The 14,617-nt window shown below is 48.7% G+C and carries 13 protein-coding genes; 12 read left to right on the forward strand and 1 reads right to left on the reverse strand.

All coding sequences use genetic code 11. The annotated features are described in order from the left end of the window. Window positions 1-41: 41 nt before the first annotated feature. Both BQ8005_RS08930 and BQ8005_RS08935 read left to right on the forward strand, forming a co-directional pair. Window positions 42-845 carry an ABC transporter ATP-binding protein gene (locus BQ8005_RS08930; protein ID WP_075317808.1) on the forward strand — a complete coding sequence of 268 codons (804 nt, stop codon included), beginning with the start codon at window positions 42-44 and terminating at the stop codon, window positions 843-845. Further along, entirely contained in the window at window positions 845-1,351 is a 507-nt protein-coding gene (locus BQ8005_RS08935) for a C40 family peptidase (protein WP_394334098.1), read from the forward strand. Before BQ8005_RS08930 ends, BQ8005_RS08935 begins: the two co-directional genes overlap by 1 nt. Before the next feature lies 1 nt (window position 1,352). On the opposite strand, the gene BQ8005_RS08940 is transcribed toward BQ8005_RS08935, so the two are convergent. Continuing rightward, a complete protein-coding gene (locus BQ8005_RS08940) occupies window positions 1,353-2,354 on the reverse strand; it encodes an N-acetylmuramoyl-L-alanine amidase family protein (RefSeq protein WP_075317810.1) in 1,002 nt (333 codons plus the stop codon). A 112-nt stretch (window positions 2,355-2,466) separates the two neighbouring features. Between BQ8005_RS08940 and BQ8005_RS08945 the strand changes: the two genes are divergently transcribed. The 10 genes from BQ8005_RS08945 to BQ8005_RS08985 all read left to right on the forward strand — a co-directional run bounded on the left by BQ8005_RS08945 (window position 2,467) and on the right by BQ8005_RS08985 (window position 14,337). Further along, window positions 2,467-3,747, forward strand: coding sequence for an O-acetylhomoserine aminocarboxypropyltransferase/cysteine synthase family protein (locus tag BQ8005_RS08945; RefSeq protein ID WP_075317811.1), 1,281 nt, complete (start codon window positions 2,467-2,469; stop codon window positions 3,745-3,747). Window positions 3,748-3,775: 28 nt separating this feature from the next. Next, a complete protein-coding gene (locus BQ8005_RS08950) occupies window positions 3,776-6,064 on the forward strand; it encodes an NADP-dependent malic enzyme (protein WP_075317812.1) in 2,289 nt (762 codons plus the stop codon). Further along, entirely contained in the window at window positions 6,061-6,234 is a 174-nt protein-coding gene (locus BQ8005_RS17195; protein WP_111936063.1) for a hypothetical protein, read from the forward strand. The genes BQ8005_RS08950 and BQ8005_RS17195 overlap by 4 nt, the downstream gene beginning before the upstream one ends. A gap of 146 nt (window positions 6,235-6,380) precedes the next feature. Next, on the forward strand, window positions 6,381-7,718 hold the full coding sequence (locus BQ8005_RS08955) for an NADP-specific glutamate dehydrogenase (RefSeq protein ID WP_021846532.1): 1,338 nt from the start codon (window positions 6,381-6,383) through the stop codon (window positions 7,716-7,718). A 166-nt stretch (window positions 7,719-7,884) separates the two neighbouring features. Next, window positions 7,885-9,687 (forward strand): IS1182 family transposase, encoded by a 1,803-nt coding sequence (locus BQ8005_RS08960; RefSeq protein ID WP_075317813.1) that lies wholly within the window; start codon window positions 7,885-7,887, stop codon window positions 9,685-9,687. A 21-nt stretch (window positions 9,688-9,708) separates the two neighbouring features. Further along, on the forward strand, window positions 9,709-10,392 hold the full coding sequence (locus BQ8005_RS08965; protein WP_075317814.1) for a DUF4450 domain-containing protein: 684 nt from the start codon (window positions 9,709-9,711) through the stop codon (window positions 10,390-10,392). Continuing rightward, a complete protein-coding gene (locus BQ8005_RS08970) occupies window positions 10,392-11,195 on the forward strand; it encodes a hypothetical protein (protein WP_075319071.1) in 804 nt (267 codons plus the stop codon). The genes BQ8005_RS08965 and BQ8005_RS08970 overlap by 1 nt, the downstream gene beginning before the upstream one ends. Further along, window positions 11,192-11,350, forward strand: a complete 159-nt coding sequence (locus BQ8005_RS17935) for a glycosyl hydrolase family 28-related protein (protein WP_394334099.1) — start codon at window positions 11,192-11,194, stop codon at window positions 11,348-11,350. Before BQ8005_RS08970 ends, BQ8005_RS17935 begins: the two co-directional genes overlap by 4 nt. A gap of 12 nt (window positions 11,351-11,362) precedes the next feature. After that, the gene (locus tag BQ8005_RS17055) at window positions 11,363-11,713 is read left to right on the forward strand and encodes a glycoside hydrolase family protein (protein WP_394334100.1); all 351 of its coding nucleotides are present in this window, start codon (window positions 11,363-11,365) and stop codon (window positions 11,711-11,713) included. Between the two features lie 269 nt (window positions 11,714-11,982). Further along, window positions 11,983-14,337 carry a 2,6-beta-D-fructofuranosidase gene (locus BQ8005_RS08985; RefSeq protein WP_075319075.1) on the forward strand — a complete coding sequence of 785 codons (2,355 nt, stop codon included), beginning with the start codon at window positions 11,983-11,985 and terminating at the stop codon, window positions 14,335-14,337. Window positions 14,338-14,617: the final 280 nt, after the last annotated feature.

A 14,617-nucleotide genomic window follows, 5' to 3' on the forward strand; every position in this document is an offset into this window, starting at 1 on the left:
AATATCAATTACTAAATATTGAACTTACATTGTTCTTGACTATGATACAGATTAACTCATTACAGAAATTATTCGGTGAAAAGAAAGCCGTCGACATAGAAAACTATACAATCAACCAGGGCGAAATGCTCGGACTTGTGGGCAACAACGGCGCAGGAAAGACTACTCTCTTCCGCCTTATTCTGGACTTGCTGCAAGCCGACCGCGGCAACGTCTGCATTGACGGAACTGACGTCAGCAAGAGTGAAGACTGGAAAACCTTTACAGGTGCCTTCATCGACGACGGCTTCCTCATTGACTACCTGACACCCGAAGAATACTTCTACTTCATCGGCCGTATGTACGGGCTGAAAAAGGAAGAGGTAGACGAACGCCTCCTGCCCTTCGAACGTTTCATGAACGGCGAAGTAATGGGACAGAAGAAATTTATCCGCAACTACTCCATGGGCAACAAGCAGAAAATAGGCATCATCTCGGCTATACTTCCCCATCCACGCCTACTCATTTTGGACGAACCGTTCAATTTCCTGGATCCCTCATCACAAGCCATCATCAAGCACTTGCTAAAACGCTACAATGAAGAGCATAACGCTACTGTTCTTATCTCAAGCCACAACCTGAACCACACGGTAGACATCTGCCCCCGCATCGCCCTGCTGGAACACGGCATCATCATCCGTGACATTGACAATGCCAACGGTTCAGCAGAAAAGGAACTGGAAGATTACTTCAACGTAGGTGTCAAAGAAGAAGAACTGGCCGAAGAAGAGGAGGCACAACCATTATCAACAACTGACGAACCGGAAGTACAAGAAGTACAAAAAGACGAGGAGGCGAAAGCATAATGAAATGCCTGTACAGACTATTACTCCCTGCAATACTGCTGCTCTGTCTAAGTGCCTGCCATACATCGACTCCTCGACTAGACTATCGGGCCTTAGCTCGTGCCTCAGTAAAGCTGGGTATAGACATCGGCCCCAAGGATAACCATCACCTGTATCTCACCGCCGCCGAATGGATAGGGACCCCCTACCGTAGCGGCGGGCACACTCAAAAAGGAACAGATTGCTCGGGTATGACTGGAGAAATCTATCGGAAAGTATACCATATGCGTCTTCCACGCAGCACCAGTGAGCAAATGAAAGCCTGCCGAAAAGTCTCGCGTCGGGAATTGAAAGAAGGTGATCTCGTATTCTTCCACAATGGAAAATCACGAAAAAAAGTTACCCACGTAGGCATCTATCTGAAAGACGGATACTTTGTACATGCTAGTACCAGCCGGGGAGTCATTGTCAGCCACCTTGACGAAGCCTATTACCGCCGCTGCTGGCTACGCGGCGGACGCCCCTGAATCATTTGCATTTCTTAAAATCAGCAATCAATCCCTCACGCATCCAGTTGGCCAGTGCCTGACGGTTGTCACTGATGACAAAACGGCGCTGGTCAAAGCTATTCTGAATATTTCCCAACTCTACAAATAATGCAGGAGGAGTAGAATTAAGCAATACATAGAGATTACGACTGCTCACCGTCCCTTCGAAACCACGATTGGGTTGATGGCGGTCATACTTACGCTCGAACGTATTCTTCATGCCACGAGCCAATTGCTCGCCATATTTGCTACCTGGAGCATGATAAAAGAATACATCGGTCTGGGCCCGCTTACTACGGCTATCCACATGGAGAAATACCGAACGACAATACTTGTATTTCTGTCGGTCTTTGCGATAGAGTTCATTGATTTTCACACAACGTTGTTTCAGACGTTCGACCTGATTGAGTGGAATAGGATCGCCCATACATGTCTCCCGTTTGCTATTCTTCAGATAATTATCATTACGGATACCGTCTTTCTTATCTTGGATGATAATATGTACTTCGGCACCTTCCTGCATCAGATTACGCGCCAAGCGCAGGGCTACATCATAGGCATACTCATCTTCATGCAACTCATGGCCATTCAGACGCCCTATAGCCCCTGGATCGGGACCACCATGTCCACTGACGATGTAAAAGCAAGCACCGTCCAAGCTACTGCCCGTCACATCGACATGCGAAAGCTTCTTGCCGAACAAGGGTTCCTTAATTTGCCGCTTTTTAGCAGTAACAGACTGTTCTCCTCCCTCTTTCAACGGAGGAAGCACATAACGTACTCCCAATATCAGTTCTTTCTTGCCTTTCAGTTTCTTTTCATTCAGCCGCAGGAATTCACGGTAATAAGCCTGTCCGGAACGATGATTACGCTGCAAAAATGAAGAGATTCCCTCGCCTCTGCGAGGAGTATCGGTGGTCTGCTGGGCCACTGCAGAAAGGGTGAATAGGGCCAATATCAAAGGAAGTAAAATATGTCTCATTCTATTAAATCCACTAAAAATCCGGTTTCAGCCGACAAATTTACAGTATTTTCCGTACTTTTGCGAGAAATAAGTGCATATAAATAACCCAAAACTATACAATTATTCGATTATGACCAAGCGATTCAAACCCGAAACCCTGTGCGTACAGGCCGGCTGGTCTCCCAAAAAAGGAGAACCCCGCGTACTCCCCATCTATCAGAGTACAACTTTCAAATACGATACCAGCGAACAGATGGCTCGCCTCTTCGACCTGGAAGACAGCGGATACTTTTATACCCGCCTTCAAAACCCTACAAATGATGCAGTAGCTGCTAAAATCGCAGCATTGGAAGGTGGAGTAGCTGCCATGCTGACTTCAAGTGGACAAGCTGCCAACTTCTATGCCGTCTTCAACATTTGCCAGGCAGGCGACCACTTTGTATGCTCATCATGTATTTATGGTGGGACATTCAATCTTTTCGGTGTAACAATGAAAAAGCTGGGCATTGACGTGACTTTCATCAATCCCGATGCATCGGAAGAAGAGATCTCTGCCGCTTTCCGCCCCAACACCAAGGCACTGTTTGGCGAAACCATTTCGAATCCCACACTCGAGGTTCTTGACATCGAAAAGTTTGCCCGCATTGCTCATAAACATGGAGTTCCTCTGATTGTAGACAACACCTTCCCTACCCCTATTAATTGCCGTCCGTTTGAATGGGGAGCCGACATCGTAGTACACTCCACAACGAAGTACATGGACGGACATGCCACAAGCGTAGGCGGATGTATCGTAGACAGCGGTAACTTCGACTGGGATGCCCACGCCGACAAATTCCCCGGTCTCTGCACTCCTGATGAATCATACCATGGACTGACCTATACAAAAGCTTTCGGTAAAATGGCCTACATAACCAAAGCTACAGCCCAATTAATGCGTGATTTAGGCAGCATCCAATCACCGCAGAACGCCTTTCTGCTAAACCTCGGACTGGAAACACTGCACCTGCGCATGCCGCAACATTGCAAAAATGCACAAGCCGTAGCCGAATACCTGTCTAAGAATGACAAAGTAGCGTGGGTAAACTACAGCGGCCTACCAGGTGATAAATATTATTCACTGGCACAAAAATACATGCCAAACGGATCATGCGGTGTGGTAACTTTTGGATTAAAAGGCGGACGCGACGTTGCTATCAAATTTATGGACTCACTAAAATTGGCAGCCATCGTTACCCATGTAGCCGACGCCCGCACTTGCGTACTCCATCCAGCCAGCCATACACACCGTCAATTAACAGACGAGCAACTGATGGAAGCCGGTGTACGTCCAGACCTTATCCGATTCTCTGTCGGTATCGAAAATGCCGAAGATATTATTGCTGACATCGAGCAAGCATTAAACGCATAGAATCATAGAACAAATACTAAAAACGAATATGGGAAAGATTACGAAAGAAGCCGCTTTGCTCTATCATTCAATGGGCAAACCGGGAAAAATTGAAGTGGTGCCCACCAAGCCTTATACCACACAAACCGACCTCTCGCTGGCTTATTCACCCGGCGTAGCCGAACCCTGTCTGGAAATAGAGAAAAATCCGCAGGATGCCTACAAATACACAGCCAAAGGAAATCTGGTAGCCGTTATTTCTAACGGTACTGCCGTACTCGGGCTGGGAGACATCGGCGCCCTGAGCGGTAAACCTGTAATGGAAGGCAAAGGATTGCTCTTCAAAATCTATGCAGGTATTGATGTATTCGACATCGAAGTAAATGAAAAGGACCCCGAGAAATTCATCCAAGCCGTAAAGGCTATTGCCCCTACTTTTGGAGGAATCAATCTGGAAGATATCAAGGCACCTGAATGCTTCGAAATAGAACGCCGACTGAAAGAAGAATTGGATATTCCCGTAATGCATGATGACCAGCACGGAACAGCCATCATCTCAAGTGCAGGACTGTTGAATGCACTCGAAGTAGCTGGCAAACGGATTGAAGACGTACGCATCGTAGTAAACGGTGCCGGAGCATCAGCCATTTCGTGCACCAAACTGTATGTTTCGTTAGGCGCCCGCCGCGAAAACATCCTGATGCTGGACAGCAAAGGAGTCATTACAAGCGATCGTGAAAATCTGACTGAACAAAAACGCTTCTTTGCTACGGACCGCCGCGATGTACACACACTGGAAGAAGCCATTAAAGGAGCCGACGTTTTCCTCGGTTTGTCCAAAGGCAACGTGCTGACACAGGACATGGTACGCTCGATGGCAGACCATCCTATCGTCTTCGCCCTGGCCAACCCCACACCGGAAATCTCTTACGAAGACGCTATGGCTGCCCGGCCTGATGTGCTGATGTCGACTGGCCGCTCAGACTATCCCAACCAGATCAACAACGTCATCGGCTTCCCCTACATTTTCCGTGGTGCATTGGACACACACGCCAGTGCTATCAACGAAGAAATGAAAATTGCTGCCGTACACGCTATTGCCGACCTGGCCAAGCAACCCGTACCCGACGTAGTAAACGAAGCCTACCATGTGAATAATTTCACTTTTGGTCCCGAATACTTCATCCCGAAACCCGTCGACCCACGTCTCATTACAGAAGTGTCGTGCGCCGTGGCCCGTGCCGCCATGGAGAGTGGAGTAGCCCGCAAGAATATCGAAGACTGGGATGCCTACTGCCTGCAGTTGCGTGAACTGATGGGTTACGAAAGTAAACTCACCCGCCAGCTCTACGACACGGCACGCCGCAATCCACAACGCGTAGTTTTTGCAGAAGGTATCCACCCCAATATGTTGAAAGCTGCTGTTGAAGCTAAAGCCGAAGGTATCTGTCATCCTATTCTGCTGGGCAATGACGAAGCCATCATGAAATTGGCCAAGGAACTGGATCTCAGCCTAGAAGGTATTGAAATTGTCAACCTGCGTCACCCCGATGAAGCTCCGCGCCGTGAACGTTATGCCCGCATCCTGTCTGAAAAGCGTGCACGCGAAGGTGCGACCTACGAGGAAGCTAACGATAAAATGTTCGAACGCAACTACTTCGGCATGATGATGGTCGAAACAGGTGAGGCAGATGCTTTCATCACCGGACTCTACACCAAATACAGCAACACCATCAAGGTAGCTAAGGAAGTAATCGGCATCCGTCCCGAATACAAACATTTCGGTACCATGCACATCCTCAATTCCAAGAAGGGTACCTACTTCCTGGCCGACACGCTCATTAACCGTCATCCCGACACGGATACGCTGATTGACATCGCCAAGTTGTCGGAACACACTGTGCGTTTCTTCAACCATACTCCGGTGATGGCCATGCTGAGCTACTCCAACTTCGGTGCCGACACGGAAGGAAGTCCTGTCAAGGTACACGAGGCCGTAGACTACATGCAACAGCACTATCCCGAACTGGCTATCGATGGCGAAATGCAGGTGAACTTTGCCATGAATCGCGAAATGCGTGACAAAAAGTATCCTTTTACCCGTCTCTTTGGCAAGGATGTCAATACGTTGGTATTCCCCAACTTGAGTTCAGCTAATTCAGCTTACAAACTACTGCAGGCAATGGATACAGACGCCGAACTCATCGGTCCGATACAAATGGGTCTGAACAAGCCTATCCACTTTACAGACTTCGAAAGTTCGGTACGTGACATTGTGAACATTACTGCCGTGGCTGTCATCGACGCCATTGTCGACAAAAAGAAAGCGAAACAATGAGAAAACCGCTTTCTAAATCACAAATAGTTTGCATCACGCTTCTTTGGGCGTTACTTTGCTACTATGTATTAGTATACAGCGAACGAATTGACGGTCCTGTCATCCTAATGATACTCATTTCGGCAGCATTGGTGTTCATTCCTGTCATCCAGTCACTGAAGAAGCGGTAAAAACATATCGTTTTTCTACTAAAAGCGAGATAAAACAAAAAAAATGACGTTTTATCTCGCTTTTTATTTATAAATTGTTTGCACTTATCATTTTTATATATACATTTGCAACCGCAAGTAATAAAACAACTAATAAAACAAAGATTATGAATGCAGCTAAGGTATTAGAAGATTTAAAAAGACGGTTTCCCAATGAACCTGAGTATCATCAAGCCGTAGAAGAGGTATTAGGTACAATCGAAGAAGAGTACAACAAACACCCCGAATTCGACAAAGCTAACCTGATTGAACGTCTGTGTATTCCTGATCGTGTATACCAGTTCCGCGTCACTTGGGTTGATGATAAAGGCAATGTACAAACCAATATGGGTTACCGTGTACAACATAACAATGCCATCGGCCCGTACAAAGGTGGTATCCGTTTCCACTCATCTGTAAACCTGGGCATTCTGAAGTTCCTGGCTTTCGAGCAGACCTTCAAAAACTCACTGACTACCCTTCCGATGGGTGGTGGAAAAGGTGGTTCAGATTTCTCTCCGCGTGGCAAGAGCAATGCTGAAGTGATGCGTTTCTGCCAGGCTTTCATGCTGGAACTGTGGCGCCACATTGGTCCGGATGTAGATGTACCTGCTGGTGATATAGGTGTAGGTGGCCGTGAGGTTGGTTTTATGTTCGGCATGTATAAGAAGCTGACCCGCGAATTCAGTGGCGTGTTGACCGGTAAAGGCCGTGAATTTGGTGGTTCACTAATCCGTCCCGAAGCTACGGGTTATGGTAATGTATACTTCCTGATGGAAATGCTGAAGACCAAAGGAATGGATCTGAAAGGTAAGACAGTACTTATCTCAGGATCAGGTAACGTAGCCCAATATACAGCTGAAAAGGTATTGCAACTGGGCGGTAAGGTATTGACCATGTCCGACTCCGACGGTTACGTTTACGACCCCGAAGGTATCGACCGCGAAAAACTGGACTACATCATGGAACTGAAAAATCTGTACCGTGGTCGTATCCGTGAATATGCAGAACAATATCCTGGCGTGAAATACGTAGAAGGAGCTCGTCCTTGGGGTGAGAAAGCAGATATTGCACTTCCATCTGCCACACAGAATGAAATCAACGGAGACGATGCCAAGAAGTTGATCGCCAATGGTGTGATTGCAGTATCCGAAGGAGCCAACATGCCTTCTACACCGGAAGCAATCCGCGTTTTCCAAGAAGCCAAGATCCTCTACGCTCCGGGTAAGGCTGCCAATGCAGGTGGTGTATCGGTATCGGGTCTCGAAATGACTCAGAACTCTGAACGCCTGTCATGGAGTGCTGAAGAGGTAGATGCAAAACTGCATTACATCATGGAAAACATCCACGAAAACTGCGTGAAGTATGGTACGGAACCCGACGGATACGTAAATTATGTAAAGGGTGCCAACATTGCCGGTTTCATGAAAGTGGCCAATGCCATGATGGCTCAAGGAATTGTATGATGCGAAATAAACAAGCCATAGTTACAACATACAACTTAAACAAGGAGAAAAGAAAGTGTGTCAAAAAGCACACCTTCTTTGTTTAGCACAAAGCCCCGACTTTCACAAGCTGGGGCTTTGTTATTACCTAAAGATTTTGTATCTTTAAGCCTAAAGATTTATACATATGGCAAAGATACATTTTCGTCCCTACACTCCCAACCAAACGGTACTATTTCCGCAAAGAATCGATGAAGATATTGCAGAAAACGATCCTATACGCATGGTTGACGCTTTGGTTGAAAGCCTGAATCTTGAAGGTTTCAGGAAGTTATACAAAGAATGCGGCCGTAGTCCTTACCATCCCAAGATGATGCTAAAGGTTATCTTGTATGCCTATATGAACAATATATACTCCTGCCGGAAAATAGAAAAGCTCCTTCGTCGTGATATCCATTACATTTGGTTAGCCGGTTATGAGAAACCGGACTTTATTACTATCAACCGTTTCCGTAATCGGGTGAAGAAGGAGATCAACGAAGTGTTTACCCAAACCGTACTTCTGCTTTCATCCAAAGGTTTCATCAGTCTGAATGTGGAATATATTGACGGAACAAAGATTGAGTCCAAGGCCAACAAATATACTTTTGTATGGCGGAAGAGCGTTGAGCGAAACCGTGAACGACTGATGAAGAAAATCAGTGTTTTGTTAAGCCAAATAGATGACGTCATCGCTCAGGAAAAAGCTTCGGAAAACAACGAGGAAATTGAGTTTACTCCTTCCATGCTGACAGAAATGGCGGGAGAATTACGCACTGCTCTTGAACAGACTTCAGAACCATCCACGAAAGAGCAGAAATCTGCGCTGGGAAAGAAACGCAAGCAGCTGAAAGAACTGGAAGCACATAGAGATAAGCTTCAGGAATACAATAACCATCTGGACAATCTTCAGGACCGCAACTCTTATTCCAAGACAGACAAAGAGGCCACTTTTATGAGAATGAAGGAGGATGCCATGCACAACGGTCAGACAAAACCAGGATATAATCTTCAGATTGCTACGGAAAATCAATTCATTATCGATTATTCTCTTTTTCCGAATCCGACTGACACCTTGACGATGATTCCCTTTCTGAAGTCCTTTGCCGACAGATACGGCCGTTTGGCTCATACGGTGGTTGCTGATTCCGGTTACGGATCAGAAGAGAATTACCACTTTATGTCGGAAAACGGGATGGAAGCATACGTCAAATACAATTGTTTCCACATGGAGCAGCGGCCAAGATTTAAACCGAATCCTTTTAAAGCCGAAAACTTTTTCTACAATGAAGAACAGGACTACTGCGTCTGTCCAATGGGACAAAAGATGCAGAGGGCAGGTACCAGGCATACGAAAACCGAATCCGGATATGTAGTCGAATATGCCAGGTATAGGGCTGTCAGATGCGAAGGGTGTCCGTTAAGATGTCTGTGTTTTAAAGCTAAAGGAAACAGGACGATAGAACTGAATCACCGACTCAGGATATACAAACAGAAAGCCCGGGAACTTCTCTGTTCCGAAGAAGGACTGAAACACAGAGGGCAAAGGTGTATAGAACCGGAAGCTGTATTTGGACAGATAAAATTCAACATGAACTACAAGCGCTTCCGTCATTTTGGAAAGGACAAGGTCCTTATGGACTTTTCCTTCCTGGCCATCGCCTTCAATATAAAAAAGATGTGTACCAAGATGAATAAAGAGGGGATAAATTGGCCAATTAAACACCTTTACGGCCTTATTACCACTCATTTAAGCTATTGGGAACAAAATATCGAGATTATCTTCAGAATATCGCTGCTTGAAAAAGTTAACAACGCTCTTATCGTTGATAAAGAAAAGAGGGTGAATCGCGTATTACGACACACCCTCTTTTTCTTTATACAATATTCCATCCTATTGTACTTATTTCCATTTGCTCAAACCTCGGAAGGACGTAACTTAGCCGCATAAATAATCAAGATTAGACCTACAATGAAAAACAAACTGTTACTGCTGCTACTATTTTTATGGACAGCAACCATCCAAGCTCAAACCCTCCCCCCTCTGCAACTTCCAGAAGGAGCAGGAACCTTACGTTTGGGAATGGTCTGCGGTGAGGAAAGCCGATGGCTGGACCAATGCAAAGTGAAAAACAAAGGAAACCATTACACGGTAAAAGACAAACTGTGGAAAGGAGGTAAAGTAGAACTAACCATCTGTTCACTGACCGACACACAAGGAATCATTCTGAAGGCCACAGCCGAAAATCTACCATCTGACGCTCGCCTGTGCTGGGCTTTCGGTGCTTGTGATGACAAAGTTGTAAAGACGGAACAAAACAATGCAATCCCCACAGACGCCTGTCACGACAATGTGTTCTGTACCGAAGGAAATGCATTTACCGTCTACTACGGTGAGGTGATGAGACTGAGAACTGTACACGGTGTGATGCCCGACGGTCCCGAACCCATCCTCTGCGATGCCCATCAGCAGAACAATCCCCTGACACTCTACCGTTCAGGCAAAAAGACAGATGCTCCCGTAATCGCTGCCCTACGCACCTGGCAAGAAGGAGAGACTCTCTACTTTTGCCTGTACAAACAAAACGCCAAAGCCGACTATAACCACTTTATGTTACCAGCCCTTTTTGACAAAGAAATCAAAAACAACCCATGATGAAACATTTGTATCTTTCCCTGTTCCTGCTGCTGACGTATCTGCCAGCCAACGCGCAGGATTACAAAGTCTACCAGTTTGCAGCCGATGAAGTCCCCGTCCTGGACGGTGATACCCGTGACTGGTCCTGTGTACCCGACAGCTATACCATAACTGAAGCCGCAATGAAAGAAGACGAAGGTAAGCATGCCGCTCCAAACACCGAAACCTTGCAGGTCAGCGTAAAGGTAGGTTGGTGTGCCGAAACCCAGAAATTGTATTTTCTCTACGAAGCCTGGGACAACTACTGGCGCTTCAATGAAAACTCGCTGAATACGGACATTTTCGAAGTAGTAGTGGACGGTGACTGCTCAGGAGGCCCGTTCATCGACCGCTTCCACCCGACTGCTCCTAAAGATGTCTGGCAGGCTTGGTTCAAGTTTCACGGCTGCCACGCACAGAACTACCACATCTTCACACCACCCCACGGACGCGACTGGTGCATGCTTTGGGGACCACAAGTGTGGCTGAAGCAGAAGCCCTACGCCGACTATGCCTACCACTATGACTTTCGTGAAGGCGAAGCCGGCAAACTGACGCTGGAGTTCTACATCACTCCCTTCGACCATGCCGATGCCGACGGGCCGGAATTCTCCCGTCCAACCGTCCTCAAAGAAGGCAATGAAATAGGTCTCTGCTGGGCTGTAATCGACTGGGATGCCAACCCCACTTCGAAAGACGGTTTCTGGAATCTGTCCGACGAGCATACCATGTACGGAAATGCCTCTTACTTGAAACGATTTACCTTAATGCCCCTACAATGATGAAAAAGATATTGTTCCTGCTGCTCTGCCTCTGCACGGCAGCAATCCAAGCCGACGTATATAATGTAAAAGACTACGGTGCCAAAGCCGACGGAAAGACTATAGACAGCCCCGCTATCAACCGTGCCATCCAGGAAGCAGCCGCCAATGGCTGAGGTACCGTCTACTTGCCCGCCGGCAACTATGCCTGCTACTCCATCCGACTGGCCAGCCACGTCCATTTGCTGATGGAACAAGGCACCGTGATTACAGCCGCCTTCCCCACAGCTACCGAAGGCTATGACGAAGCCGACGGACAGCGTACGCCGCCCGAACAGGAGAAAGTATATCCCGAACCATGGATGTTCGGCACCATTCCTGCCAAAGGCTTCTACATCCGCCATGCCCGCAACATCCGTCTGGACAATGTACACTTCCACTACGAGCAGCCCGACGGCCGGCCACTGATGGTCACGAACGACGCTACCGGCATCACCTACCGCAACATCACGTCGGACAGAAAAGTCTACAAGCCCTGAGCCAACCGACCTCCACACGGAAAACGTCAAGCTGAGGGTTAGCGAACCCAAGCTGACGTTTAAGTCGCTGAAGCTGACGTCTATCCATTTTGTTACATTCCTTATCAAAAATGTTTCATGTAACCCTGATGACAGGGAATGAAACATTTTTTTTATCCTTCCTGCGAACGACTGCATACATTTGCACAGGCCTTCAGGCAAAACGCCCGATGACCGAAAAGCGAAACTTCAATTATTAACTTATTAAATAACGTACCATGAAAACAGGTATGAAAAGACATGCAGTATGCTATCGCGCCGCAGCAGCTTTTTTGTTGCTCGGATTGACTTGTGGAAACATTTCCGCACAAGAAGAAAAGAAATCATCGGAACAGCCACAAACGGAAAGCTCCAGTAAAGAGGAGGAAAACCGTAACGTGATGCTGAACGCCGCCAGTGCCAACGGTCCACGTGAAATCCAGATCGGACTACCCTCGGCCGACGTCAATGTATTGGAAAACGGCATCCCCGTCACTTACGCTACCAATCCTCATTCAGTCAACTCCCTTTGGCGTGCCGACGCCAGCCTGAACCACGTGGGACTGCTGAAAATTTCGGAGACAGCCATCACTACCGGAAACATCGGATACGCCGTCAACTCCTTCACCCAGCTGGGGCAGAAAGGCTTTCACGGCACCCTGAACTACAAGAGCAACCACTTCGGCATGCAGGAGTTCTCGCTCAACGTGAACGGCGACATCGCCCGTGACTGGTATTACAGCGGAAGCATCTACCAGGACTTCGACCCGGGAACGTTCAAAATCAAATCGACTCCCTTCCAGGACCGCACGCAGATCTATAAATTCGCCCTGACGAAGAAATACAACGATAACCGTGGCGAACTGACCGCCATCTATCACTACAGCAACAGCCATCCAGTCTACATGTATGCCACACAATCAGCCCCGTTCGTCTACGTGGGCGACGGAAGCGTGAAAGAGTTCGGCCAGTTCGCCCTCGGAACTACTTCTTACCTGCCGATGGACAACGAAATGATGTATCGCGACATGCGCACGGGCGAAGTAAAGAAGACTAACCTCTACGACGCCGTGCAGAACAAGGGCAGCGAGTTCACCCTGATGAACAACTACACTTGGGACAACGGACTGAACTGGCGCACCATCATGAAATATGACCACTCCACCGGCTCGTGCGTTTACCAGACCCCGATGTCGCTCGACCAGAACGAAGCCGGCATCAACTACCTCTACGAAGCCGCCGACGGCAGCATGAAGCCTTACACGGGCGAATACGTGCAGAGCCGCATGTCGTGCCTCAACCGCGGATTTATCGATTCGTTCATGTTCACCACCGAACTGTCGCGCCACACAGGCAACAGCACCTGGCGCCTTGGCCTGAACGAATGGTACTATGATATCGACTACGCATCGGCCACCACCATGTACGACCAGTCCGTTCCCACCGACGGCAGTTACCCCGTGCGCCTCTACAACGCAGACTACGCCACCTATGCCGGACGCACCTACGCCGGGAACGGATACTACTATGACTTCAACAAGAACGCTTCGGAATACTACAAGGGACACGAGAACAAGCTGGCCCTCTACTTCACCCACGACTGGGACGTAACCGACAAGCTGAACCTCTACTACGGTGCCCGCCTGGAATACCAAGCCCTGCGCGGCGACAACGCAGCCGTAAAGAACGCCAACGGCGAATACGTAGGCCGCTTTGCCAACTACTACCTGGGCGCTACAGCTCCCGACGGCACTCAGATTGCCCCCACTGCAATGAGCTACGACTGGCTGAACTACGCTCTGACTGCCGCCGCCACCTACAAGCTGACCAAGTCATTCGGCTTCACCGGCGACTTCACCTACATCACCCAGCATCCGAAAATCGAAAACTTCGCTCCTGCCACCCTGCCCAATACGGACAAGATCTCCGTACCCCTGGGACGTGCCGGGATCTACTACAACAACGAATGGTTGAGCCTGACCTCGCTCTTCTCCTATATCTCGAAGACGAACAACAACTCTACCCTGAACCTGCAGCACAAGACCGCTGCCGGACAGACAGAAATCATGGCCGCCCCGCTGACCTACGACATCCAGACGCTGGGTTGGACCACCGACGTCGTTACCCGCCCCTTCAAGGGCTTCGACCTGCACTTCCTCTTCACCTACCAGAAGCCGACTTACAAGAAGTATGAGACCTCTGTCACCTTCTCCGACGGATACGTGGGCGAAATCAACGCCACGGGCAACATCGTAGCCGAAATCCCGCAGGTCATCGTCGAAATAGACCCCAGCTACATGATCACCAGAGACCTGAAGATCTGGACCAGCTTCCGCTACTTCAGCAAGACCTACGCCAACATCAACGACGCCTACTACTTCAACGGCCGCTGGGAGACCTTCGGCGGACTGAACTGGCAGGTGAACAAGAAACTTGCCCTGGGCTGCACCGTCGTGAACTTCCTGAACCAGACAGGCGCCAAAGGCAGCATCGCCGGTGCCGAACTGATCGAAAAGGAAGACGCCGGACAGTATGCCGGACACGTCATGGCGGGTAGCTACATCCGTCCGTTCACCGTCGAATTCAGCGCCAGCCTGAAATTCTGATCCTCTCGGCCGGCCACACCGGTGAGGCACGACGCCGAAGCCCTGCGGAAACCTGCCACACCGGTGAGGCTCGTCGCCGAAGCCCGTCGGAAGCCCGCCACACCGGTGAGGCACACTGCCGAAGTCCGTCGGAGACCCGCCACACCGGTGAGGCACACTGCCGAAGCCCGTCGGAGACCCGCCACACCGGTGAGGCACGGCGGCGAAGCCCTGCGGAAACCCGCCACACCGGTGAGGCTAATTCAAAAATAATCTGTACATTTAAACGCTAAAAACAATA

Origin of the sequence: Bacteroides togonis (assembly GCF_900130135.1) — a bacterium.
GTDB lineage: Bacteria > Bacteroidota > Bacteroidia > Bacteroidales > Bacteroidaceae > Bacteroides > Bacteroides pullorum.

Bases quoted from the DNA above. Each gene is read 5' to 3' on its own strand.
- BQ8005_RS08930 (WP_075317808.1), top strand. From the start codon at position 42: ATGATACAGATTAACTCATTACAGAAATTATTCGGTGAAAAGAAAGCC.
- BQ8005_RS08935 (WP_394334098.1), top strand. From the start codon at position 845: ATGAAATGCCTGTACAGACTATTACTCCCTGCAATACTGCTGCTCTGT.
- BQ8005_RS08940 (WP_075317810.1), bottom strand. From the start codon at position 2,354: ATGAGACATATTTTACTTCCTTTGATATTGGCCCTATTCACCCTTTCT.
- BQ8005_RS08945 (WP_075317811.1), top strand. From the start codon at position 2,467: ATGACCAAGCGATTCAAACCCGAAACCCTGTGCGTACAGGCCGGCTGG.
- BQ8005_RS08950 (WP_075317812.1), top strand. From the start codon at position 3,776: ATGGGAAAGATTACGAAAGAAGCCGCTTTGCTCTATCATTCAATGGGC.
- BQ8005_RS17195 (WP_111936063.1), top strand. From the start codon at position 6,061: ATGAGAAAACCGCTTTCTAAATCACAAATAGTTTGCATCACGCTTCTT.
- BQ8005_RS08955 (WP_021846532.1), top strand. From the start codon at position 6,381: ATGAATGCAGCTAAGGTATTAGAAGATTTAAAAAGACGGTTTCCCAAT.
- BQ8005_RS08960 (WP_075317813.1), top strand. From the start codon at position 7,885: ATGGCAAAGATACATTTTCGTCCCTACACTCCCAACCAAACGGTACTA.
- BQ8005_RS08965 (WP_075317814.1), top strand. From the start codon at position 9,709: ATGAAAAACAAACTGTTACTGCTGCTACTATTTTTATGGACAGCAACC.
- BQ8005_RS08970 (WP_075319071.1), top strand. From the start codon at position 10,392: ATGAAACATTTGTATCTTTCCCTGTTCCTGCTGCTGACGTATCTGCCA.
- BQ8005_RS17935 (WP_394334099.1), top strand. From the start codon at position 11,192: ATGATGAAAAAGATATTGTTCCTGCTGCTCTGCCTCTGCACGGCAGCA.
- BQ8005_RS08985 (WP_075319075.1), top strand. From the start codon at position 11,983: ATGAAAAGACATGCAGTATGCTATCGCGCCGCAGCAGCTTTTTTGTTG.